A 21,816-nucleotide genomic window follows, 5' to 3' on the forward strand; every position below is an offset into this window, starting at 1 on the left:
CGCCCGCGTGAACGGCCCGCCCGCAGGGGCGGCGCCCGGCTCCGGCAGCCCCGCTCCAGGCATCGCCGTACATGCTGACCTGCGGATCAGTACGACCACCTGGCCGGCCCGGCACCCACGCGGTGCCCGGTCCCCGCCGGCGGCGTCGCCACCGGGCGTTCGCGCTCCCCACCACCCCCCGACGCGGTCGCACCGGCGGAATCGGGTGTGAAGGAGCGGGAACAGGGGACGCCCTGTCCTGCCGGAGGCGCGATGCGGCCACAATGGGGGGATGAGCGACAGTCCAGCCCCCCTCGCTGATCCGCATCTCGTCTTCGACCCCGTGGACGGAGCCCGCGATGTCGTGATCCTCGGCTCCACCGGCTCGATCGGCACCCAGGCCATCGACCTCGTGCTGCGCAACCCCGACCGCTTCCGGGTCACCGCGCTCTCGGCCGCCGGAGGCAGGGTCGCCCTGCTCGCCGAGCAGGCCCACCGGCTCCGGGTGCGGACGGTCGCCGTCGCGCGCGAGGACGCCGTACCGGCGCTGAGGGAGGCACTCGCCGACCAGTACGGTCCGGGCGAGCCCCTTCCCGAGATCCTGGCAGGACCCGAGGCCGCCACCCAGGTCGCCGCCTCCGACTGCCACACCGTCCTGAACGGCATCACCGGTTCCATCGGCCTCGCGCCCACCCTCGCCGCCCTGGAGGTGGGCCGCACCCTCGCGCTCGCCAACAAGGAGTCGCTCATCGTCGGCGGCCCGCTGGTGAAGGCGCTCGCCAAGCCGGGCCAGATCATCCCGGTCGACTCCGAGCACGCCGCCCTCTTCCAGGCGCTGGCCGCCGGCACCCGCGCGGACGTCCGCAAACTCGTCGTCACCGCCTCCGGAGGCCCGTTCCGCGGCCGTACGAAGGCGGAACTGGCGGACGTGGCACCGGCCGACGCCCTCGCACACCCCACCTGGGCCATGGGACCGGTCATCACGATCAACTCCGCGACCCTGGTGAACAAGGGACTGGAAGTCATCGAGGCCCACCTCCTCTACGACATTCCCTTCGATCGCATTGAGGTGGTCGTGCACCCGCAGTCGTATGTCCACTCGATGGTGGAATTCACGGACGGCTCGACGATCGCCCAGGCGACGCCCCCCGACATGCGGGGGCCGATCGCCATCGGCCTCGGCTGGCCCGAGCGCGTCCCGGACGCGGCGCCGGCCTTCGACTGGACCAAGGCGTCGAGCTGGGAGTTCTTCCCCCTCGACACCGAAGCCTTCCCCTCCGTGGGGCTCGCCCGGCACGTGGGGCAGCTCGCGGGGACGGCCCCGGCGGTGTTCAATGCCGCCAACGAGGAGTGCGTGGACGCGTTCCTGAACGGCACCCTGCCGTTCAACGGGATCATGGAGACCGTGACGCGGGTGGTCGAGGAACACGGCACACCGCGGACGGGAACTTCCCTGACCGTCGCGGACGTCCTCGAAGCAGAGACCTGGGCGCGTGCCCGGGCTCGTGAACTGACGGTACGGACGACAACCGCGGAGGCTCGTGCATGACGACCCTGATGATGATCCTCGGCATAGTCGTCTTCGTGGTCGGCCTGCTCATCTCGATCGCGTGGCACGAGCTGGGGCATCTGTCGACGGCCAAACTGTTCGGCATCCGTGTGCCGCAGTACATGGTCGGCTTCGGCCCGACCATCTGGTCGCGCAAGAAGGGCGACACCGAGTACGGCGTCAAGGCCGTCCCCCTCGGCGGCTACATCCGCATGATCGGGATGTTCCCGCCCGGCCCGGACGGACGGATCGAGGCCCGCTCGACGTCCCCCTTCCGGGGCATGATCGAGGACGCCAGGTCGGCGGCCTTCGAGGAACTGCAGCCCGGCGACGAGACCCGCCTCTTCTACACGCGCAAGCCGTGGAAGCGCGTGATCGTGATGTTCGCCGGCCCGTTCATGAACCTCATCCTCGCCGTCGTGATCTTCCTCGGCGTGATGATGACGTTCGGCGTGAACACCCAGACGACCACGGTCGGCAAGGTCTCGGACTGCGTCATCCAGCAGAGCGAGAACCGCACGAAGTGCGCGAAGAGCGACGACGCGGCGCCCGCCAAGGCCGCGGGGCTCCAGGGCGGCGACAAGATCGTCGCGTTCGACGGCAAGCCGGTCAAGGACTGGGCGGCCCTGCAGTCCGACATCCGGGCCAACCCCGGCAAGGACGTCGCGATCACCGTCGAGCGCAAGGGCGAGCGCCTCGACCTGAACGCCCACCTGATCAGGAACCAGGTGAGCAAGACCGACGGCGACGGCGGCTACGTCGAGGGCAAGTACGTGTACGCCGGCTTCCTCGGCTTCACGCCCGCCTCCGGCATCGTCGAGCAGTCCTTCGGAGAGTCCGTGACCCGCATGGGCGACATGATGGAGAACGGCGTCGAATCGCTGGTCGCGCTGCCCGGCAAGGTCCCCGACCTGTGGGACGCGGCCTTCGGCGACGGCCCGCGCAAGGCCGACTCCCCGATGGGCGTGGTCGGAGCGGCACGCATCGGCGGTGACGTCTTCACCCTCGACATCCCCGCGTCGCAGCAGGTCGCGATGATGCTGCTGCTGGTCGCCGGGTTCAACCTCTCCCTCTTCCTGTTCAACATGCTCCCCCTGCTGCCGCTCGACGGCGGGCACATCGCGGGGGCGCTCTGGGAGTCGCTGCGGCGGAACACGGCGAAGCTGCTGAAGCGGCCGGACCCCGGCCCGTTCGACGTGGCGAAGCTGATGCCGGTGGCCTACGTGGTGGCCGGAGTCTTCGTCTGCTTCACGATCCTGGTCTTCATCGCGGACGTGGTTAACCCGGTCCGCATCAGCTGACCGAGTGCTCGGTCGGGCAGGCCGGTCGCCCGTGCCCCGCCCTTCACCTAGGTAACTCACAGGGGTGAAGGGCGGGGCTTCTTCGCGTCTTCACCTGTGCGGTTTTCGTACGTTCCTTCTGTTCATGGGTGACCCCAGCGGTGCGCCAACACCCTGGGGTCCGGCCAGTCCGGAGAGGACGGACGCGGTTCGGTGACCGTGTGAAGGTGCGGGCCAGGCAGCGGGTGCGGTTGGAGAGCGGCGTCTGGGCGGCTCTTATGAGGCTGCTCAACGAGGAGGGCGGCGGAACGCCGGTCTTTCAGCGAACCGTGCCGTCGCTGCTGATCCGCACGGCACTGGATGTGGACGAGGTCGCCTGAGGGCGCGGCGATCGGCCGGACAGGTTCATCCGGACAGGCTGCCCGCGGGGAGCCGTCTCCATGTCCGGCCGATCGCGATACACCGACATCGAGTGGACCGCAGGACGTCATGTGCCTCCGTACACCTGCGTGCCGTAATCTCAAATCTTGGAGCCCGCTGCTCACGGGACCAGCACTTGATCCACGACTTGGGGTTGCACAGCAGATGACTGCGATTTCTCTCGGCATGCCGTCCGTTCCGACCAAGCTGGCCGAGCGCCGCAAGAGCCGACAGATCCAGGTCGGAAGCGTCGCCGTGGGCGGAGACGCTCCCGTCTCGGTGCAGTCGATGACGACCACGCGTACGTCGGACATCGGCGCCACGCTGCAGCAGATCGCCGAGCTGACCGCGTCCGGCTGCCAGATCGTGCGCGTGGCCTGCCCCACGCAGGACGACGCCGACGCGCTCGCCACCATCGCCAGGAAGTCGCAGCTCCCGGTCATCGCGGACATCCACTTCCAGCCGAAGTACGTGTTCGCCGCGATCAACGCCGGCTGTGCGGCCGTCCGCGTCAACCCCGGCAACATCAAGCAGTTCGACGACCAGGTCAAGGAGATCGCGCGGGCCGCGAACGACACCGGCACCCCGATCCGGATCGGCGTCAACGCGGGCTCCCTCGACAAGCGTCTGCTCCAGAAGTACGGCAAGGCGACCCCCGAGGCGCTGGTCGAGTCCGCGCTCTGGGAGGCCTCCCTCTTCGAGGAGCACGACTTCCGCGACATCAAGATCTCGGTCAAGCACAACGACCCGGTCGTCATGGTCAACGCCTACCGCCAGCTCGCCGCCGCCTGCGACTACCCGCTGCACCTCGGCGTGACCGAGGCCGGCCCGGCGTTCCAGGGCACCATCAAGTCGGCCGTCGCCTTCGGCGCCCTGCTCTCCGAGGGCATCGGCGACACCATCCGCGTCTCCCTGTCGGCTCCGCCGGTCGAGGAGGTCAAGGTCGGCCTCCAGATCCTGGAGTCGCTGAACCTCAAGCAGCGCGGCCTGGAGATCGTCTCCTGCCCGTCCTGCGGCCGCGCCCAGGTCGACGTCTACAAGCTGGCCGAGGAAGTCACCGCCGGCCTCACCGGCATGGAGGTCCCGCTCCGCGTCGCCGTCATGGGCTGCGTCGTGAACGGCCCGGGCGAGGCCCGCGAGGCCGACCTCGGCGTCGCCTCCGGCAACGGCAAGGGCCAGATCTTCGTCAAGGGCGAGGTCATCAAGACCGTCCCCGAGTCGAAGATCGTGGAGACCCTCATCGAAGAGGCGATGAAGCTCGCCGAGCAGATGGAGGCCGACGGCATCCCCTCCGGCGAACCGTCGATCTCGGTCGCCGGCTGACCCACCACCGCATCCCGACCGGCTCGTTCGGACTCCGCTCCGGACGAGCCGATCGCGGTTCGGACGCTCGGGGGTGAGGGGAACCGCGCGGCCGACCCCGACGAACCCGTGGCCGAACGGCACGACGAATCCGTGGCCGAACAGCAGGGCAGGATCCGGGACCGCCCGGGGTCCGGGCAGCCCCGGGTTCCCCCGGAACAAGGGGCGGCGGGGCACAACCACGGCAGGTACAGTGCGGAGATCAGCAGACCCCAGGGTGAGGCCCCCGCACGTGTTGACCCAGACCACCACCAGGGTCCTCGAACCGAGTGACCTGGACGCCGCGCTCGCCGTCCTCGACCGCGAGCCGGTGACGAACGCCTTCGTCGCCTCCCGCGTACGGGTCGCGGGCCTCGATCCGTGGCGGCTCGGCGGCGAGATGTGGGGCTGGTACGAGGACGGCATGCTGCAGTCCCTCTGCTACGCGGGCGCCAACCTCGTCCCGATCTGCGCCACCCCACGCGCCGTGCGCGGCTTCGCCGACCGGGCCCGCCGGGGCGGCCGCCGCTGCTCCTCGATCGTCGGCCCCGCCGAACCCACCGCCCAGCTGTGGCGGCTGCTCGAACCCAGCTGGGGCCCGGCCCGCGACGTCCGCGCCCACCAGCCCCTGATGGTCACCGACCGACTGCCCGCCGCGGTCACCCCGGATCCTTTCGTCCGCCGCATCCGCAAGGACGAGATGGAGTCGATCATGCCGGCGTGCGTGGCGATGTTCACCGAGGAGGTCGGCGTCTCGCCGATGGCGGGTGACGGCGGACTGCTCTACCAGGCCCGGGTGGCCGAACTCGTCGGCGCAGGCCGGTCCTTCGCCCGCCTCGGCCAGGACGGCAAGGTCGTCTTCAAGGCCGAGATCGGCGCCGCGACCGCCCACGCCTGCCAGATCCAGGGCGTCTGGGTGGCCCCCGAGTACCGCGGCCGGGGCGTGGCCGCCCCCGGCATGGCCGCCGTCCTGCGCTACGCCCTCGCCGACGTCGCCCCCGTCGTCAGCCTCTACGTGAACGACTTCAACACCGCGGCCCGGGCGACCTACCGCAGGGTCGGCTTCCAAGAGGTCGGCGCGTTCATGAGCGTCCTGTTCTGACACCCGGCCCACCGGTCCGTACCGACGTCGGAGACCGCTCCCGCAGACCTCACGCGCCCCACGGTTCGCCAGGTAGTCTCCCCGCATGCTGCGCATTCCCGGTCACGGCCACCGCAACTCCGACGACGTGGCCGTCGGCCCGCTGGATCTCGCGGCGCGCGTCGACGAGGCGCTCGCCGTGCAGGCCCTCGCGTTCGGGCTCGGCGCCGATGAGATCGCCGTACGCCGCCAGATCGTGCTGCGCCACCTCACGTACCCGGGAGCCCACGCGCTCGGCGCCACCACCGTCGACGGCCGGCTCGTCGGCTTCGTCTACGGCATGCCCAACGACCGCGGCCACTGGTGGTCCACCGTCGTCGAGCCGTATCTGCGCGCACAGGGCCAGGAGGGCTGGCTCGACCACTCCTTCGTGATCACCGAGCTGCACGTCCACCCGCGGTTCCAGAACCGCGGCGTCGGCCGCGCCCTGATCACCGGCATCACCGCGACCGCCACCGAGCCCCGCTCGATCCTCTCCGCGATCGACGTCGACAGCCCGGCCCGCGGCCTCTACCGCTCCCTCGGCTACGAGGACCTCGCGGAGCAGGTCCTGTTCCCCAGCGCGCCCAAGCCGTACGCCGTGATGGGCGCCCCGCTGCCGCTGCGTCACCGTTAACGGATTTCCGGGACCGGCCGCCGCCCGGCTAACCTCCTGGCATCACCCTTACGCAGCAGGAGTCGAGAATCATGGCCCAGGTCCAGCGCATGTCCCGTTTGATGGTCAAGACATTGCGTGACGACCCCGCGGACGCCGAGACGCTCAGCCACAAGCTGCTGGTCCGCGCCGGCTACGTGCGACGCAACGCCGCGGGCATCTGGACGTGGCTGCCGCTCGGCAAGAAGGTCCTCGACAACATCTCCCGCGTGGTCCGCGAGGAGATGGACGCTATCGGCGCCCAGGAGGTCCTCCTGCCGGCCCTGCTGCCCAAGGAGCCCTACGAGGCCTCGGGCCGCTGGGACGAGTACGGCGACCTGCTCTTCCGTCTCAAGGACCGCAAGGGCGGCGAGTACCTGCTCGGCCCGACGCACGAGGAGATCTTCACCCTCCTGGTCAAGGACCAGGCGTCCTCGTACAAGGACCTGCCGGTCATGCTCTACCAGATCCAGACGAAGTACCGCGACGAGGCCCGCCCCCGCTCGGGAGTGCTGCGCGGCCGCGAGTTCCACATGAAGGACTCGTACTCCTTCGACACCACGGACGAGGGGCTCGCCGAGTCCTACCGGCTGCACCGCGAGGCCTACCAGAAGATCTTCACGCGCCTCGGTCTCGACTACCGCATCGTGTCCGCCGTCTCCGGCGCCATGGGCGGCTCCGCCTCCGAGGAGTTCCTCGCGCCGGCCGCGGCCGGTGAGGACACCTTCGCGGACTGCCCCGCCTGCGACTATGCCGCCAACACGGAGGCCGTGACGTTCGCGCTCACGCCCGTCTCCGAGGAGCACGGCCCGGTCGAGGAACTGGACACCCCCGACACCCCCACCATCGAGTCGCTCGCCGAGCACCTCGGCGTGCCCGCCTCCGCGACGCTGAAGAACCTGCTGGTCAAGGTCGACGGCGAGATCGTGGCCGTGGGCGTCCCCGGCAACCGCGAGGTCGACCTCGGCAAGCTGGGCGAGCACCTCGCCCCGGCCGTCGTCGAACTCGTCACGGCCGAGGACTTCGAGGGCCGCGACGACCTCGTACGGGGTTACGTCGGCCCGCAGGGACTGGAGAAGGTCCGCTACATCGCCGACCCGCGCATCGCGCCCGGCACCGCCTGGATCACCGGCGCCAACAAGGCCGACACACACGCGAAGAACGTCGTCGCCGGCCGCGACTTCGAGGTCGACGACCACCTCGACGTCGTCGTCGTGGAAGAGGGCGACCCCTGCCCCAACTGCGGCACCGGCCTCAAGCTGGACCGGGCCATCGAGATCGGCCACATCTTCCAGCTCGGCCGCAAGTACGCCGACACCTTCCAGCTGGACGTCCTCGGTCAGCAGGGCAAGCCGGTCCGCGTGACCATGGGCTCGTACGGCATCGGTGTCTCCCGCGCGGTCGCCGCCCTGGCCGAGCAGTCGGCGGACGATCAGGGCCTGTGCTGGCCCAAGGAGATCGCGCCGGCCGACGTCCACGTGGTCGCCGCGGGCAAGGCCCTGCAGACCGAGCTGGCGCTCGACGTGTCGGAGAAGCTGGGTGCCGTGGGCGTCCGCGTCCTGGTCGACGACCGCGCCGGTGTCTCGCCGGGCGTGAAGTTCACGGACGCGGAGCTCATCGGCGTACCGAAGATCCTGATCGCCGGCCGCCGCTCGGCCGAGGGCGTCCTGGAGCTGAAGGACCGCCGCACCGGCGAGCGCGAGGAACTGACCGTCGACGAGGCCATCGCCCGCCTGACGGCCTAGCGATCCCCTGGCGGCGCGCGCCGAGCCCGGACCGGGGCTCGACGGGCGCCGTCGTCCGTTCTGCGGCGGCCTGCCGTCCGAGCGCTCCCCGTCGGGCCGGGCCCGCGCGTGAAGGCCGGACCGGGTCCGGCAGCGTCAGGGACCGCACTCCGGGCACCGGTGCGTCGCTCACGTCCGTGAGCGCGCCGTGCCCGGTGAGCGAGGCAGGTGCGCCGGCTCACACCCAGCCGGCGAACTCCAGCAGTAGTTCGGCGTCCCGGGGGCGGCCGACCCGGCCCGCTCGTACGCCCGACTCGACCGCGCGGAACAGGGTCCAGCCGCGCAGGCGTTCCTGGTCCACTTCCAGGGACTCGGCGAGGCGCTTGATGCGGCGCCGGGTGATCGACGCTCCGGAGGGCGAGGCGATCAGGTCCTCCACCCGGTCGCGGACCAGCCGTGCCAGGTCGAAGGCGCACTCGCCGACCACCGGGTCGGGGCCGACGGCCAGCCACGGGCTGCGCTCCCCGGCGAGCACCTTGCTCTGCCGGAAGGTGCCGTGCAGCAGCCGCGTCTCGGGCGGCTCCGTCAGCAGCTCGTCGCGGGCCGCGAGCGCGGCGTCGACCAGCGCGCCGATCTCGGCGCCGCCCTCCGCTCCCTCCGCGCCCTCCGACACGGTGGCGCGCATCGCCTCGGCCTGCCGCCCGGTCCGTTCCCCGACGGTCTCGAAGACATGGCCCGCGGGCGGTTCGACCCACAGCCGCCGCAGCGTGCCGGCCGCTTCCAGCAGGGCCTTCGCCTCGGGCAGCGTCCGCACGGACATGTCCGGGTGCAGCCGCTCCAGCAGCAGCACGCCGTGGGTGTCACCGGGGTTGAGGAGGCGTACCGCGCCGCGGCCGTCCCAGTGCGCCAGCGCCGCCCGCTCGCTCTCCGGACGCGCGCGGTCCGGGGCCAGCTTCAGGACGGCGGGTGTTCCGTCGGCCTGCCGCACCAGCACGACCAGACTGCTGCGGCCGCCCGGGGCCTGGACCCGCTCGGGCGCCAACTCGCGCTGCTCCACGGCCTGTCGGGCCAGCTCGGGCAGCTTCTCCAGCCACGCCTCGGCCCCGTCGGCCCCTTCCGACCCGCTCTGCCTGTTCTCGCCGAGCGCCCGCAGAAGGCGCTGCGGCGGTTCGAAGACCATGCGCGAGTCCATGCGCGAGATGTTTCCTTCCAGGTCGCGTTACGCCGGCGAGGACGCCGAGGGCGTCGGGGTGCCCGCCCGCTCGGCGAGCCCAGGGAAGGCTACGCTCTCGCCGTTCCAGCGCACCGCCCGGACCGCCGCCTCGCGCAGCGCCCCGGCCGCGGTGCGCCGCTGGTCGCCCGTGGTGGCGCGTACGAGGTCCGAGTACACGGCCGCCACCCGCTCCTCCAGGTCGGCCGCGAACCGGACGGCGGTGGGGGAGTCCGTCACCGGGAACGGCAGCACGTACGCCGCCGAGGCGGCCTCGGGCGTTCCGCCGAGGTCCTTCACCGCCCGCACGAGCGCGTCACGGCGCGCCCGATGGGCGTCGTACGCCGCCCGGGCGTCGCTCCGCCGCTTCTCGCCGATCTTGCCGCCGACGACGCCGTAGCCGTACACGGCGGCGTGCTCGGCGGCCAGCGCGGCCTGCAGGGCCTTGAGTTCGGCTTCCTCGGTCCTGTCCCGTTCGCTCACTTCGCCGCCTCCGTCAGCAGAAACGCGTGGGCGGCGCCTGCCGCCGCCACCGAGGCCAGCAACCTGGCCAGTTCCCCCGGAAGCTCCACCAGGGCCTGCGTCCGCTCGTCCGCGAGCGCGAGTTCGGCGGTGGCCAGCTCGGACAGGGCGTCCTTGGGCTGCGCGGCGACGTCGGACGACGTACTCGCCGAAGCCGAAGCCGAAGCCGAGGCCGAACCGGACGGGGAAGCGGGTGAACCCGACGCCGAGGGGGATGCCGTGCCGGGTGCCGAGGCCGACGGGGACGCCGACGAGCCCGCGCTGCCCGCTCCGAACGCCCGCGCGTGACCGACGACGTCAGCCCGCAGTGGCGCGAGCTTCTTCCGCAGGTCCGGATGCGCGGCGATCACCGCGGCGTACCGGCCCGCGAGGGTCGTGCTGTCGCGGGCCGCACGCGCGCGTGCCCGGTCGGCGGCCGAGGGGCGGCTGCCGCCGGTCGTGTCGGCGGACGGCTCGGTGGCGGAGCAGCCCGCGAGGGCGAAGGTGCCCGCGGCGGCCGCGAGCAGGGTCCTTCGGCGCGGACCCGACGGGGTGCGTGACGAGAGGGGAAACGGCACGACAGGCGTCCTCGGAGGGCTCGTACGAATGTATGGGCGAGCTGCCCGTGATCACGGTACCCGCGCGGAAGCCGATCACCGTCCAGCGGCTCTCTCCCATCTGCCGCCGGAGCGTTTTCCCGCCCCTGCTCCCGCACCTCCCGGGGTGGGAGCACAAGCACCGGTGGACGGCAACACCCCCCGCGACCGGATACCCTTTGACCTGACACGCGACCAACCCACAACAGCAAACGCGGCCGAGGAGTCACCCGGATGAGCACGACCCAGAGCGAGAGGCTGCGAGAACTGCTGGATCCGCTCGTGACCTCCCAGGGACTCGATCTGGAAGAGATCGAGGTGGAGTCCGTCGGCCGGAAGCGTGTACTGCGCGTCGTCGTGGACTCGGACGAGGGTGCCGACCTGGACGCGATCGCCGATGTGAGCCGCGCGCTCTCGGCGAAGCTCGACGAGACGGACGCGATGGGTGAGGGCGAGTACACCCTCGAGGTCGGAACCCCCGGTGCCGAGCGCGAGCTCAAGGAGCACCGTCACTACGTACGCGCCACCGACCGGCTGGTGAAGTTCCAGCTGGCGGACGGCGACGACCTGACCGCACGGATCCTGAACGTCGAGGACGACGGACTCGACGTCGAGGTGCCGGGTGTGAAGGGGCGCAAGCCCACCGCCCGCCGGCTCGCCTTCGAGGACATCGCCAAGGCCCGTGTGCAGGTCGAGTTCAGCCGCAAGGACAAGAAGGAAGAGGAGGCGTAGCCGTGGACATCGACATGAGTGCCCTGCGGGGTCTGGTGCGGGAGAAGGAGATCTCCTTCGACCTGCTGGTCGAGGCGATCGAGTCGGCCCTCCTCATCGCCTACCACCGCACCGAGGGAAGCCGCCGCCACGCGCGCGTCAAGCTCGACCGGGAGACCGGTCACGTGACGGTGTGGGCGAAGGAGGACCCTCAGGACCTGGAGGAGGGGCAGGAGGCGCGCGAGTTCGACGACACCCCGTCCGACTTCGGCCGGATCGCCGCGACCACCGCCAAGCAGGTCATCCTGCAGCGCCTGCGGGACGCCGAGGACGACGCGACCCTCGGTGAGTACGCGGGCCGCGAGGGCGACATCGTCACCGGCGTCGTCCAGCAGGGCCGCGACCCGAAGAACGTGCTCGTGGACATCGGCAAGCTGGAGGCCATCCTGCCGGTGCAGGAGCAGGTCCCCGGGGAGATCTACGAGCACGGCCTGCGCCTGCGCTCGTACGTCGTCCGGGTGGCCAAGGGCGTCCGCGGTCCGTCCGTGACGCTGTCGCGCACCCACCCCAGCCTCGTGAAGAAGCTCTTCGCGCTGGAGGTTCCGGAGATCGCCGACGGGTCCGTCGAGATCGCCGCGATCGCCCGCGAGGCCGGCCACCGCACGAAGATCGCCGTCCGGTCCACCCGCAGCGGCCTGAACGCCAAGGGCGCCTGCATCGGCCCGATGGGCGGCCGGGTGCGCAACGTCATGGCCGAGCTGAACGGCGAGAAGATCGACATCGTCGACTGGTCGGACGACCCGGCCGACATGGTGGCGAACGCGCTCTCCCCGGCGCGTGTCTCCAAGGTGGAGGTCGTCGACCTCGCCGCCCGCTCCGCGCGCGTGACGGTTCCCGATTACCAGCTGTCACTGGCGATCGGCAAGGAGGGCCAGAACGCCCGCCTCGCCGCCCGTCTCACCGGCTGGCGGATCGACATCCGTCCGGACACCGAACAGCCTGCCGACCAGCGCGGCGAGTGATCGGGGAATAGATCCGCGCCACGAGTGGCTTGGATCACGACAACAACCGTTCGATTCTTGCCCCAAAAGGGTGAGGTCGTTACGGGGAGGTAGACTTAAGAGTGTCTGGCCGGACGCGAGCCCGCGCATGCCCTGAACGCACCTGTGTGGGGTGCCGGGAGCGAGCGGCCAAGAGAGACTTGCTGCGCATCGTGGCGGTCGAGGGCGAATGCGTCCCCGATCATCGCGGTACGCTGCCCGGCCGGGGTGCGTACGTGCATCCCGCCCTGGTCTGTCTCGACCTGGCGATCCGCCGCCGGGCGATCCCACGGGCGCTGCGCGCTCCGGGACCGCTCGACACCGCGGCTCTTCGCCTCCACGTCGAGCAGGCAACACCGTAAGAAGCGTCGCGCGGAACCCCCGTGCGGCCCTGGTACCCCGCGAGTTGGAAGTAGGTCGAGATTGCGATGAGCACTCGATGAGCACGCGATGAGTACGCCCATGAAGTAGCGACGGTCCGGACGCAAACCCGGACCTAAAAGGAGCGAAGTGGCTAAGGTCCGGGTATACGAACTCGCCAAGGAGTTCGGCGTAGAGAGCAAGGTCGTCATGGCCAAGCTCCAAGAACTCGGTGAATTCGTCCGTTCGGCGTCCTCGACTATCGAGGCGCCCGTCGTACGTAAGCTGACAGATGCCCTCCAGCAGGGCGGCGGTGGCGGCAAGCCCGCACCGCGCAAGGCATCCCCGGCCAAGCCGGGTGCCCCCTCTCCGGCGCAGGCCGCCCGTCCGGCCGCCCCGCGCCCGCCGGCCCCGAAGCCGGCCGCGGCGGAGACGCCCGAGGCTGCTCCGGTGACCCCGGCCGCGTCGGGTCCCCGTCCGGGTCCCAAGCCCGCGCCGAAGCCCGCTCCGGCGGCTCCGGCTCCGGCCGCGCCCGAGTTCACCGCGCCTCCGGCCGCCGCGCCGCAGGCTCCCTCGGCTCCGTCTGAGCCGACGACCCCCGCCGCGGGTCCCCGTCCGGGCGCCCCGCGTCCGGCCGGCCAGGCCGCGCGTCCCGGTGGCGCCCGTCCTGCCGGTGGTCCCGGCCAGGGTGGTCAGGGCCGTGGTGACCGTCCCGAGCGCGGCGACCGTCAGGGCGCTCCGCGTCCCGGCGGCCAGGCCCCGCGTCCGGGCGCCCGTCCGGCGGGTCCCCGTCCGGGCAACAACCCGTTCACCTCTGGTGGTTCCACCGGTATGGCGCGCCCGCAGGCGCCCCGTCCGGGCGGTGCCCCGCGTCCCGGCGGCGGTGCCGGTGGCCCTGGTGCCCCGCGCCCGCAGGGTGCCGGTCAGGACCGTGGTCCCCGTCCGCAGGGCGGTCCCGGTGGCGCTCCGCGTCCCCAGGGCGGTCCCGGCGGTGCCCGTCCGACTCCGGGCGGCATGCCCCGCCCGCAGGGTGGCGCTCCGCGTCCCGGCGGTGGCCCCGGTGGCAACCGTCCGAACCCCGGCATGATGCCGCAGCGTCCTGCTGCGGGTAGCCCGCGTCCCGGCGGTGGCCCCGGTGGCCGCGGTCCCGGTGGCGGCGGTCGTCCCGGCGGTGCCGGTGGCGGCGGCGGTCGTCCGGGTGGCGGCGGCTTCGCCGGTCGTCCGGCCGGTCCCGGTGGCGGTGGCGGCGGCTTCGCCGGTCGTCCCGGTGGTCCCGGTGGCGGTGGCGGCGGTTTCGCCGGTCGTCCCGGTGGCGGCGGTGGCCGTCCCGGCTTCGGCGGTCGTCCGGGTGGTCCCGGTGCCCGTGGTGGCACACAGGGCGCCTTCGGCCGTCCCGGTGGTCCCGCGCGTCGCGGTCGCAAGTCGAAGCGGCAGAGGCGCCAGGAGTACGAGGCCATGCAGGCCCCGTCCGTCGGCGGTGTGATGCTGCCTCGCGGCAACGGACAGTCCGTCCGTCTGTCCCGCGGTGCGTCCCTCACCGACTTCGCGGAGAAGATCGGCGCAAACCCGGCGTCGCTCGTCGGCGTGATGATGAACCTCGGCGAGATGGTCACTGCCACGCAGTCCGTCTCCGACGAGACGCTGAAGCTCCTCGCGGACGAGATGAACTTCGTCCTCGAGATCGTCAGCCCCGAGGAGGAGGACCGCGAGCTGCTCGAGTCCTTCGACATCGAGTTCGGCGAGGACGAGGGCGACGAGGACGACCTGGTGGTCCGTCCGCCGGTCGTGACCGTCATGGGTCACGTCGACCACGGTAAGACCCGCCTCCTCGACACCATCCGCAAGACGAATGTCGTCGCGGGCGAGGCCGGCGGTATCACGCAGCACATCGGTGCGTACCAGGTCGCCACCGAGGTCAACGGTGAAGAGCGCAGGATCACCTTCATCGACACCCCCGGTCACGAGGCGTTCACCGCCATGCGTGCCCGTGGTGCCAAGTCGACCGACATCGCGATCCTCGTGGTGGCGGCCAACGACGGCGTGATGCCCCAGACGATCGAGGCGCTGAACCACGCCAAGGCGGCCGACGTGCCGATCGTGGTCGCGGTCAACAAGATCGACGTCGAGGGTGCCGACCCGACCAAGGTGCGCGGTCAGCTCACCGAGTTCGGTCTGGTGGCCGAGGAGTACGGCGGCGACACGATGTTCGTCGACATCTCCGCCAAGCAGGGCCTCAACATCGAGAGCCTGCTGGAGGCCGTGGTCCTCACCGCGGACGCCTCGCTCGACCTGCGGGCCAACCCGGAGCAGGACGCGCAGGGTATTGCGATCGAGTCCCACCTCGACCGCGGCCGCGGTGCCGTTTCGACGGTCCTGGTCCAGCGCGGCACGCTGCGCATCGGCGACACCATGGTGGTCGGCGACGCGTACGGCCGTGTCCGGGCCATGCTCGATGACAACGGCAACAACGTCGAGGAAGCGGGTCCGTCGACCCCCGTCCTGGTCCTGGGCCTCACCAACGTCCCGGGTGCCGGCGACAACTTCCTGGTTGTCGACGAGGACCGCACGGCGCGTCAGATCGCCGAGAAGCGCGCGGCGCGTGAGCGCAACGCCAACTTCGCCCGCCGGGGTGTCCGGTTCTCCCTGGAGAACCTGGACGAGGCACTCAAGGCCGGTCTGGTGCAGGAACTCAACCTCATCATCAAGGGCGACGCGTCCGGTTCGGTGGAGGCTCTCGAGTCCTCGCTGCTCCAGCTCGACGTCGGCGAAGAGGTCGACATCCGTGTCCTGCACCGCGGTGTGGGTGCGGTCACCGAGTCCGACATCAACCTGGCGACCGGCTCCGACGCCATCGTCATCGGCTTCAACGTCCGCGCTGCGGGCCGCGCGGCGCAGATGGCGGAGCGCGAGGGCGTCGACGTCCGGTACTACTCGGTGATCTACCAGGCCATCGAGGAGATCGAGGCGGCCCTCAAGGGCATGCTCAAGCCGGAGTACGAGGAGGTCGAGCTCGGCACGGCGGAGATCCGCGAGGTCTTCAAGTCGTCCAAGCTCGGCAACATCGCCGGTGTCCTGGTCCGCTCGGGCGAGGTCAAGCGCAACACCAAGGCGCGCCTCATCCGCGACGGCAAGGTCATCGCGGAGAGCCTCAACATCTCCGGGCTGCGTCGCTTCAAGGACGACGTCACCGAGATCCGCGAAGGGTACGAGGGCGGTATCAACCTCGGTAACTTCAACGACATCAAGGTCGACGACGTCATCGCGACGTACGAGATGCGCGAGAAGCCGCGCTCGTAAAGCGGTTGTGTGAGCTGGCCGGCGGTGACCTGTCACCGCCGGCCAGTTTTCCGTCTGCCCGGGCGATGTGCTGCCACGGGCGGACGGCGGGGGCCGGTCGCACGGTTGTCCGCGTCCTTCGGGGCGCCGAATATCCGTCGATCGGCCCCACCCGTTCGTTGTACGGTTCAGAGGTCCCTGCCAAGCGCATTGGCAGGTCATCTATCCCGTACCGGCGGGACATCCGGTTACACATGTATGTGGGGACGCTGTCCTTCGATCTCCTCCTCGGCGACGTTCACTCGCTGAAGGAGAAACGCTCTCTCGTCCGGCCGATCGTCGCGGAACTCCAGCGGAAGCACGCGGTGAGTGCCGCCGAGACGGGGAACCAGGATCTTCATCGCAGGGCAGAGATCGGCCTGGCGGTGGTCTCCGGAGACACTCAGCATCTCTCCGACGTACTGGACCGGTGCGAACGACTGGTTGCGGGACGGCCGGAGGTGGAACTGCTGTCGGTACGGCGCAGACTCCACACAGACGAAGACTGACGAAAACAAGCAAGGCGAAGAAGGAGACGGACCAGTGGCCGACAACGCGCGGGCGAAGAGGCTGGCGGACCTCATCCGAGAGGTGGTGGCCAAGAAGCTGCAGCGCGGGATCAAGGACCCGCGGCTCGGTACTCACGTCACCATCACGGACACCCGGGTCACCGGGGACCTCCGGGAGGCCACCGTCTTCTACACGGTGTACGGGGACGACGAGATGCGCGCCGAGGCGGCCGCGGGTCTGGAGAGCGCCAAGGGCGTGCTCCGCTCGGCGGTCGGCGCGGCGGCGGGCGTGAAGTTCACGCCGACGCTGACGTTCGTCGCCGACGCCCTGCCGGACACCGCCAAGACCATAGAGGACCTCCTCGACAAGGCACGGGCCTCGGACGAGAAGGTGCGCGAGGTCTCGGCCGGCGCGGCGTTCGCCGGTGAGGCGGACCCGTACAAGAAGCCGGGCGAGGACGACGAGGACGACGCCGCGGAATGACGGAGAAGCCCCGGACGCCCGACGGACTTGTCATTGTCGACAAGCCGTCGGGCTTCACTTCGCACGACGTGGTCGCCAAGATGCGCGGTATCGCGCGCACCCGGCGGGTCGGCCACGCAGGCACCCTCGACCCCATGGCGACGGGCGTGCTCGTCCTCGGTGTCGAGAAGGCCACCAAGCTCCTCGGACACCTCGCGCTCACCGAGAAGGAGTACCTCGGCACGATCCGGCTCGGCCAGGACACGCTGACCGACGACGCCGAGGGCGACCTCACGTCGTCGACGGACGCCTCCGGCGTGCGGCGCGACGCGATCGACGCCGGGGTGGCCAAGCTGACCGGCGCCATCATGCAGGTGCCGTCCAAGGTCAGCGCCATCAAGATCAACGGCGTGCGCTCCTACAAGCGGGCGCGCGAGGGCGAGGAGTTCGAGATCCCGGCCCGCCCGGTGACCATCTCGTCCTTCGCGGTGTACGACGTCCGTGACGCCGTCGCCGAGGACGGCACCCCCGTGGTCGACCTGGTCGTCTCGGTGGTCTGCTCGTCCGGGACGTACATCCGGGCGCTCGCCCGTGATCTCGGCGCGGACCTGGGCGTCGGCGGTCACCTCACCGCGCTGCGCCGCACCCGCGTCGGCCCCTACAAGCTGGACTCCGCGCGCACCCTCGACCAGCTCCAGGAGGAGCTGACGGTGATGCCGGTCGCGGACGCGGCCTCCGCGGCGTTCCCGCGCTGGGACGTCGACACCCGGCGCGGCAAGCTGCTGCTGAACGGTGTGCGCCTGGAGATGCCCGAGGAGTACGCGGGCAGGGGCGCCGTGGCGGTCTTCGGCCCCGAGGGCGAGTTCCTCGCGCTGGTCGAGGAACAGAAGGGCAAGGCCAAGAGCCTCGCCGTCTTCGGCTGAGTTCCGCAGCCTCAGGGAAGCTCCGCCCGTGGAGCGGCGGTCACGGGGTCTCGTGCCCGCCGCTCCACGGTCCCCCCTCGGTTCCCCCCTCCAAGGTCTATCCATCCCGTCCCGCCTGTTCACCCCTTCGGGCGGGCGCTCGGAGTGAACCGAGGAGTGGAAGGGGGCGCGTTCACCACCCGATCTGTCCCGCTGATCACCCCACGCCTACCGTCGGAACGAGGAACGCGGCGGGGAGGTTCGAGCATGGCGGGACGAGGCCCGCGGACCGGGGACCTGGAGCTCCCGGACGCCGTCCGGGAGAGGTGGGACGGCGCCCTGGTGCGCGTCTGCGACCTGGCGGGCCGCCCACGCGGCACGGGTTTCGCGGCCGACCACCACGGCACGGTCGTCACCAGCCACGAAGCTGTCGACGGCCTGGTCCGGCTCGTGCTGCACGCCGGTGACCGCACCTGTGTGGTGACCGCCGACGCCGTGGTCCCACTGCCCGACGCCGGTCTGGCACTCGTCCGCACCGAGGGCCTCGGTCTCGACCCGCTCCCCGTCACCGTGCGGGACCACGTGGCGACCGGTACGTACGTGAGGATCGCGGCGGGCACCTGGCGCGAGGCGCGGGTGCTGGAGACGTCCGCCGTGACGTACACGGCCACCGACCGCTTCCATCTCCTGCCAGGCGCGCTGGAGTTGGCGATCGGTACGGCGGGCGCGGACGCCCTCCGGCTGGGCGGCGGAGCGGCCGGGGGACCGGTCGTCGACGCCGCCACCGGGACCGTGGTCGCGGTCCTCGGCACCGCCCTGCTCCCGCGAACCGAGGGCGGCACCGACCCGCGGGACACCGCCGTCCACCGGGCACCGGGCTTCGCCGTTCCGCTGCGGGGCGTCGCGGGCCCGCTCGCCGAGCTGCTCGCCCGCAACGCCGCGACCGTGCCCGCCTACGGAGCCGATCTGAACCTCGCCGGCGCCCTGGAACTCACCGCGACCTCGGTCGGTTCGGACGGACCGCGCCCACCGGGCCCGCCCGGGTCCGCGGGACCGGCGCCCGACCCCGTCGAACGAGTCGACGCCGTCCGGGAGTTCGCGGCCTTCGCGTCGGGCTCCGCCGCCGTCCTCGGGCTCGTCGGCCCACCCGGCAGCGGCCGTACGACGGAACTGGCGGCCCTCGCCGCACGTCGCGCCCACGGCCCGGACCCGGCCCCCACCCTGTGGCTGCGCGGCGCCGACCTCCTCGCCGGGGACGGCTCGGTCGGCGACGCGGCGACCCGCGCCCTGGAGCGCGCCGGGCGGATCGTGGCGGCGTCGCGGCAGAACCCCGGAGGGCAGCCGGGCGAGGACCCGCGCCGGCCCGCCGGGGCGGAGTTGCTGCCTCCGGCCGGGTACGCGGGGGAGCTGGGCGACATCGGGCCGGAGCGGCTGGCCCGGCTGGCGCATGCCGCCGGACGGCCGCTGCTGCTCCTGCTCGACGGGCCCGAGGAGATGCCGCCCGAGCCGGCCCACCGGCTGCCGGCCTGGACGGAGGGAACGGCCGCCTGGCTGGCGGAGACCGGCGCGCGCCTCGTCATCGGCTGCCGCGCGGAGTACTGGGAGCACGCCGGAGCGGAGTTCCCCGCGCGGCTGTTGCACGGGCCGGCCACCGGGGCCCCCGGCTCCCCCGGCGGTCCTTCGTCACGGGAGGCGGACCCGCCCCTGCCTCCCTGCGTGCGGCTCGGGGACCTGACCGAGGAGGAGGCCGCGCTGGCCCGGTCGCGTGCCGGGATCCCCGAAGGCGTCCTCGGCGCCGCCGACGCCCGCCATCCGCTGGTGCTGCGGCTGCTCTGCGAGGTCCGTGCCGCGCTGCCGGACCCGCCGGGCGAGGCGCTCGACCGCGACGCCGTGTTCGCCGCCCACCTCGACCTGATGTCCCTGCGCGTCGCCGTCCGGCTCGCCGCGGCGAACGGACTGCGCGGCACCGCCGTACGCCGGCTCGCCGCCCGGGTCTCCGGCCAGGTGCACGAGGCGGCGCGGCGCAGCCTGGGACCAGGACAGGGCGAACTGGACCGCGCGTCCTTCGAAGCCGTCTTCCCCTGGGGACCCGCGCCGGGACCGCGTTTCGCCGGTACCACGGGCTGGGCCTCCGCCGTCCTCACCGAGGGGCTCCTCGTCCCCGCCGGCGACGGCTACCGGTTCGCCCACGAGGAGCTGGCCGACTGGATCCAGGGCACACACCTCGACCTGGACGGCGCGCTGCACACCCTCGTCCACCGGGCGCGCACCCCCGCCGACGCCGGCCGGGACCGCGGGCGCGTGGACGCCACGGGACCGAGCCGCCGCCGCACACGCCGTGCCCGGCCGCCGGCTGCCGGAGCCTCCCGGGCAGCGGACGCCGACCAGGCCCTGGAGACCTCCCGTACATCCACAGGGGACGCGCTCCCCGTTCCCCGCCACCGCATCGGTCCCGTCGTCGAGACCCTGCTCCTGCTCGCCCGTCAACAGGGGACCGCCGAACTGACCCTCCGTCTGGAGGATCTCGTGCAGGCGGTGGACGAACTCCTTCCGCCGACACAGGACCCTGTGGGCGACGCGCTCTGGTGGGCCACCCACCTCTGCGCGGACGTCCTGCTCCGGGTGCCCGACGCGACGCCGTACACCGGTGTCCTGCTGCTGCTCACCGAGCGGATCGTGGCCTGGCGGGAACAGGGCCGGGCCGTACCGGCCCCGTTCGGACCGGCGTTCTGGGCCGCCGTCCCGCTGCCGCCCGGCGAACGCTTCGACCTGCTCAGGCGCCTGGTCGTCACCGACCCCCGCCGCAGCACGGCGGCCGGCGCGCTCCCCCCCGGCGAACCGCACGCCGCCCCGCGCCATCTCGACACCGTCGCCCGCCTCCTCGCCGAGGACCCCACGGCCGTACAGCCGCATCTCACCCGTTGGTTCGACGACGAGCGGGGGCTGCCCGCGATGCCGCACGCGACCGTGGCGGCGGCCGCGCAGGCGCTGCTGTACGCGCACCGGCGGCGGGCCCTGGACGACCTCGCGGAGGCGCTGGTGGACAGCGCACACCGGCGGGGCGACGAACTGCTCGCCGTGCTGGCGGAGGAGGAGCCGTCGGCCGTGTGCCGGGCGGTCGACCGGTGGGCCCACGACGAACGGCCGGCCCGCCGGGTCGCCGCCGTCGCGTACGGGCTGCGCGCCGCGCCGTTCGCGGCCACCGGAGCCGACCGCGAGCTGCTGCGCTACGCCGCGCTCGCCGTGCTGGCCCGCCCCACCGACGCCACGCTGCACGGCGGCGCGCTCGGCATCCTCGTACGGGATCCGCGCACCCGGGAGCCGTATCTGCCGCAGGCGCTGGAGCGCTTCGCGGCCGGTGACGCGCGGCTGTCGCCTGACACCCTCGTCGCCGCCCTCGCCACCCACCCGGAACCGGTGTTCGCCGCCTTCCGTGACCGGCTGCGGCGACCCGGCCCGGACACGGCCGAGCTGCTGCGCACCCTCGCCGACGTCACCACACCGGCACTCGCCCGCCGGGTCGCCACGCTGGTCCGCGAGGCCGTGGAGACCTGCCCGGAGGCCGCCCCGTACATCGCCGCGTTCGTCGAGCGGCGCCTCGACCACGGCGCGGGCGCCCACCTCGTGCTCTTCCCCCTGGTCAGCGGACTGCTGGCGGGGTGTCCCGGTGCGGTGCGGGCAGCCCTCGCGCAGGTCCTGGCCGCTCCGGACACCACGGCGTCCGCCGTGCTGCGCCGCGAACTGCTCGACCTGCTGCTGGCGCACGAACGGGACCCCGCCGTCCTCGACACCGTCCTGAGGGCCGCCGCCGACGGCTTCGGCCAGCGCGGCGAGGAACCCACCCGCGACCTCGTGCACCGCGTCGGCCGCCTCCTCGTCCGCACCCCCGCCGGTGCCACCGGATTCGACCGGGGACTCGTCGACCTGGCCCGGCGCGTCCCGGGCTTCGCCTCCCTGATGGCCCGCTGGCTGAACGGCACGCCCGACGACTGGTCCTCCGTCGTGGGCCCCAGCACCCGCCGCATGATCGAGAACCTCGCGGGGCCACGGGTCCCGGCCTGAGCCCGCCGTGAGCGGCCCCCGGCGCTGAGCGATGTGTCACAGCCCGATGCCGATGCGAGCGGTGCCCGTCCGGCATGGC

The 21,816-nt window shown here is 72.2% G+C and carries 18 protein-coding genes; 15 read left to right on the forward strand and 3 right to left on the reverse strand.

Going from position 1 to position 21,816, the window contains the following annotated elements; genetic code table 11:
* The first annotated feature begins 271 nt into the window (after positions 1 to 271).
* The 7 genes from dxr to ACIRQH_RS31770 all read left to right on the forward strand — a co-directional run bounded on the left by dxr (position 272) and on the right by ACIRQH_RS31770 (position 8,089).
* Positions 272 to 1,528, forward strand: a complete 1,257-nt coding sequence (dxr, locus tag ACIRQH_RS31740) for a 1-deoxy-D-xylulose-5-phosphate reductoisomerase (RefSeq protein ID WP_388869736.1) — start codon at positions 272 to 274, stop codon at positions 1,526 to 1,528.
* Positions 1,525 to 2,829, forward strand: a complete 1,305-nt coding sequence (locus tag ACIRQH_RS31745; RefSeq protein ID WP_358816319.1) for a site-2 protease family protein — start codon at positions 1,525 to 1,527, stop codon at positions 2,827 to 2,829. Before dxr ends, ACIRQH_RS31745 begins: the two co-directional genes overlap by 4 nt.
* Before the next feature lie 206 nt (positions 2,830 to 3,035).
* Positions 3,036 to 3,188 (forward strand): hypothetical protein, encoded by a 153-nt coding sequence (locus tag ACIRQH_RS31750; protein ID WP_358816320.1) that lies wholly within the window; start codon positions 3,036 to 3,038, stop codon positions 3,186 to 3,188.
* Positions 3,189 to 3,393: 205 nt separating this feature from the next.
* Positions 3,394 to 4,551: a flavodoxin-dependent (E)-4-hydroxy-3-methylbut-2-enyl-diphosphate synthase gene (gene ispG / locus ACIRQH_RS31755; RefSeq protein ID WP_358816321.1), complete on the forward strand. Its 1,158-nt coding sequence runs from the start codon at positions 3,394 to 3,396 to the stop codon at positions 4,549 to 4,551.
* Positions 4,552 to 4,822: 271 nt separating this feature from the next.
* The gene (locus ACIRQH_RS31760; RefSeq protein WP_358816322.1) at positions 4,823 to 5,671 is read left to right on the forward strand and encodes a GNAT family N-acetyltransferase; all 849 of its coding nucleotides are present in this window, start codon (positions 4,823 to 4,825) and stop codon (positions 5,669 to 5,671) included.
* An 85-nt stretch (positions 5,672 to 5,756) separates the two neighbouring features.
* Positions 5,757 to 6,326: a GNAT family N-acetyltransferase gene (locus ACIRQH_RS31765; protein ID WP_358816323.1), complete on the forward strand. Its 570-nt coding sequence runs from the start codon at positions 5,757 to 5,759 to the stop codon at positions 6,324 to 6,326.
* Between the two features lie 71 nt (positions 6,327 to 6,397).
* Entirely contained in the window at positions 6,398 to 8,089 is a 1,692-nt protein-coding gene (locus tag ACIRQH_RS31770; RefSeq protein WP_388869730.1) for a proline--tRNA ligase, read from the forward strand.
* Between the two features lie 217 nt (positions 8,090 to 8,306).
* On the opposite strand, the gene ACIRQH_RS31775 is transcribed toward ACIRQH_RS31770, so the two are convergent.
* Genes ACIRQH_RS31775 through ACIRQH_RS31785 form a run of 3 tightly spaced genes read right to left on the reverse strand, consistent with a single transcriptional unit; the run spans position 8,307 to position 10,357 of the window.
* Positions 8,307 to 9,248, reverse strand: coding sequence for an aminoglycoside phosphotransferase family protein (locus ACIRQH_RS31775; protein ID WP_358816349.1), 942 nt, complete (start codon positions 9,246 to 9,248; stop codon positions 8,307 to 8,309).
* A 39-nt stretch (positions 9,249 to 9,287) separates the two neighbouring features.
* Positions 9,288 to 9,761 (reverse strand): ferritin-like domain-containing protein, encoded by a 474-nt coding sequence (locus ACIRQH_RS31780; protein ID WP_362978907.1) that lies wholly within the window; start codon positions 9,759 to 9,761, stop codon positions 9,288 to 9,290.
* Positions 9,758 to 10,357, reverse strand: coding sequence for a hypothetical protein (locus ACIRQH_RS31785; protein WP_388869727.1), 600 nt, complete (start codon positions 10,355 to 10,357; stop codon positions 9,758 to 9,760). Before ACIRQH_RS31785 ends, ACIRQH_RS31780 begins: the two co-directional genes overlap by 4 nt.
* A gap of 252 nt (positions 10,358 to 10,609) precedes the next feature.
* Here ACIRQH_RS31785 and rimP point away from each other — a divergent pair, with 252 nt between their 5' ends.
* From rimP to ACIRQH_RS31825, 8 genes are all read left to right on the forward strand, one after another.
* Positions 10,610 to 11,107, forward strand: coding sequence for a ribosome maturation factor RimP (gene rimP, locus ACIRQH_RS31790; protein WP_358816327.1), 498 nt, complete (start codon positions 10,610 to 10,612; stop codon positions 11,105 to 11,107).
* 2 nt (positions 11,108 to 11,109) lie between these two features.
* On the forward strand, positions 11,110 to 12,108 hold the full coding sequence (gene nusA / locus ACIRQH_RS31795; RefSeq protein ID WP_355868106.1) for a transcription termination factor NusA: 999 nt from the start codon (positions 11,110 to 11,112) through the stop codon (positions 12,106 to 12,108).
* 101 nt (positions 12,109 to 12,209) lie between these two features.
* Entirely contained in the window at positions 12,210 to 12,488 is a 279-nt protein-coding gene (locus ACIRQH_RS31800) for a YlxR family protein (protein WP_164371085.1), read from the forward strand.
* Positions 12,489 to 12,636: 148 nt separating this feature from the next.
* Positions 12,637 to 15,783 carry a translation initiation factor IF-2 gene (gene infB, locus ACIRQH_RS31805; RefSeq protein WP_388933005.1) on the forward strand — a complete coding sequence of 1,049 codons (3,147 nt, stop codon included), beginning with the start codon at positions 12,637 to 12,639 and terminating at the stop codon, positions 15,781 to 15,783.
* Between the two features lie 233 nt (positions 15,784 to 16,016).
* Positions 16,017 to 16,310 carry a DUF503 domain-containing protein gene (locus tag ACIRQH_RS31810; protein WP_355868115.1) on the forward strand — a complete coding sequence of 98 codons (294 nt, stop codon included), beginning with the start codon at positions 16,017 to 16,019 and terminating at the stop codon, positions 16,308 to 16,310.
* 34 nt (positions 16,311 to 16,344) lie between these two features.
* Positions 16,345 to 16,794, forward strand: a complete 450-nt coding sequence (rbfA, locus tag ACIRQH_RS31815) for a 30S ribosome-binding factor RbfA (RefSeq protein ID WP_355868118.1) — start codon at positions 16,345 to 16,347, stop codon at positions 16,792 to 16,794.
* Positions 16,791 to 17,696 (forward strand): tRNA pseudouridine(55) synthase TruB, encoded by a 906-nt coding sequence (gene truB / locus ACIRQH_RS31820; protein WP_388869721.1) that lies wholly within the window; start codon positions 16,791 to 16,793, stop codon positions 17,694 to 17,696. The genes rbfA and truB overlap by 4 nt, the downstream gene beginning before the upstream one ends.
* A 246-nt stretch (positions 17,697 to 17,942) precedes the next feature.
* A complete protein-coding gene (locus ACIRQH_RS31825; RefSeq protein WP_388869718.1) occupies positions 17,943 to 21,737 on the forward strand; it encodes a trypsin-like peptidase domain-containing protein in 3,795 nt (1,264 codons plus the stop codon).
* Positions 21,738 to 21,816 lie beyond the last annotated feature (79 nt).

This window comes from Streptomyces sp. NPDC102279 (assembly GCF_044766365.1).
GTDB lineage: Bacteria > Actinomycetota > Actinomycetes > Streptomycetales > Streptomycetaceae > Streptomyces.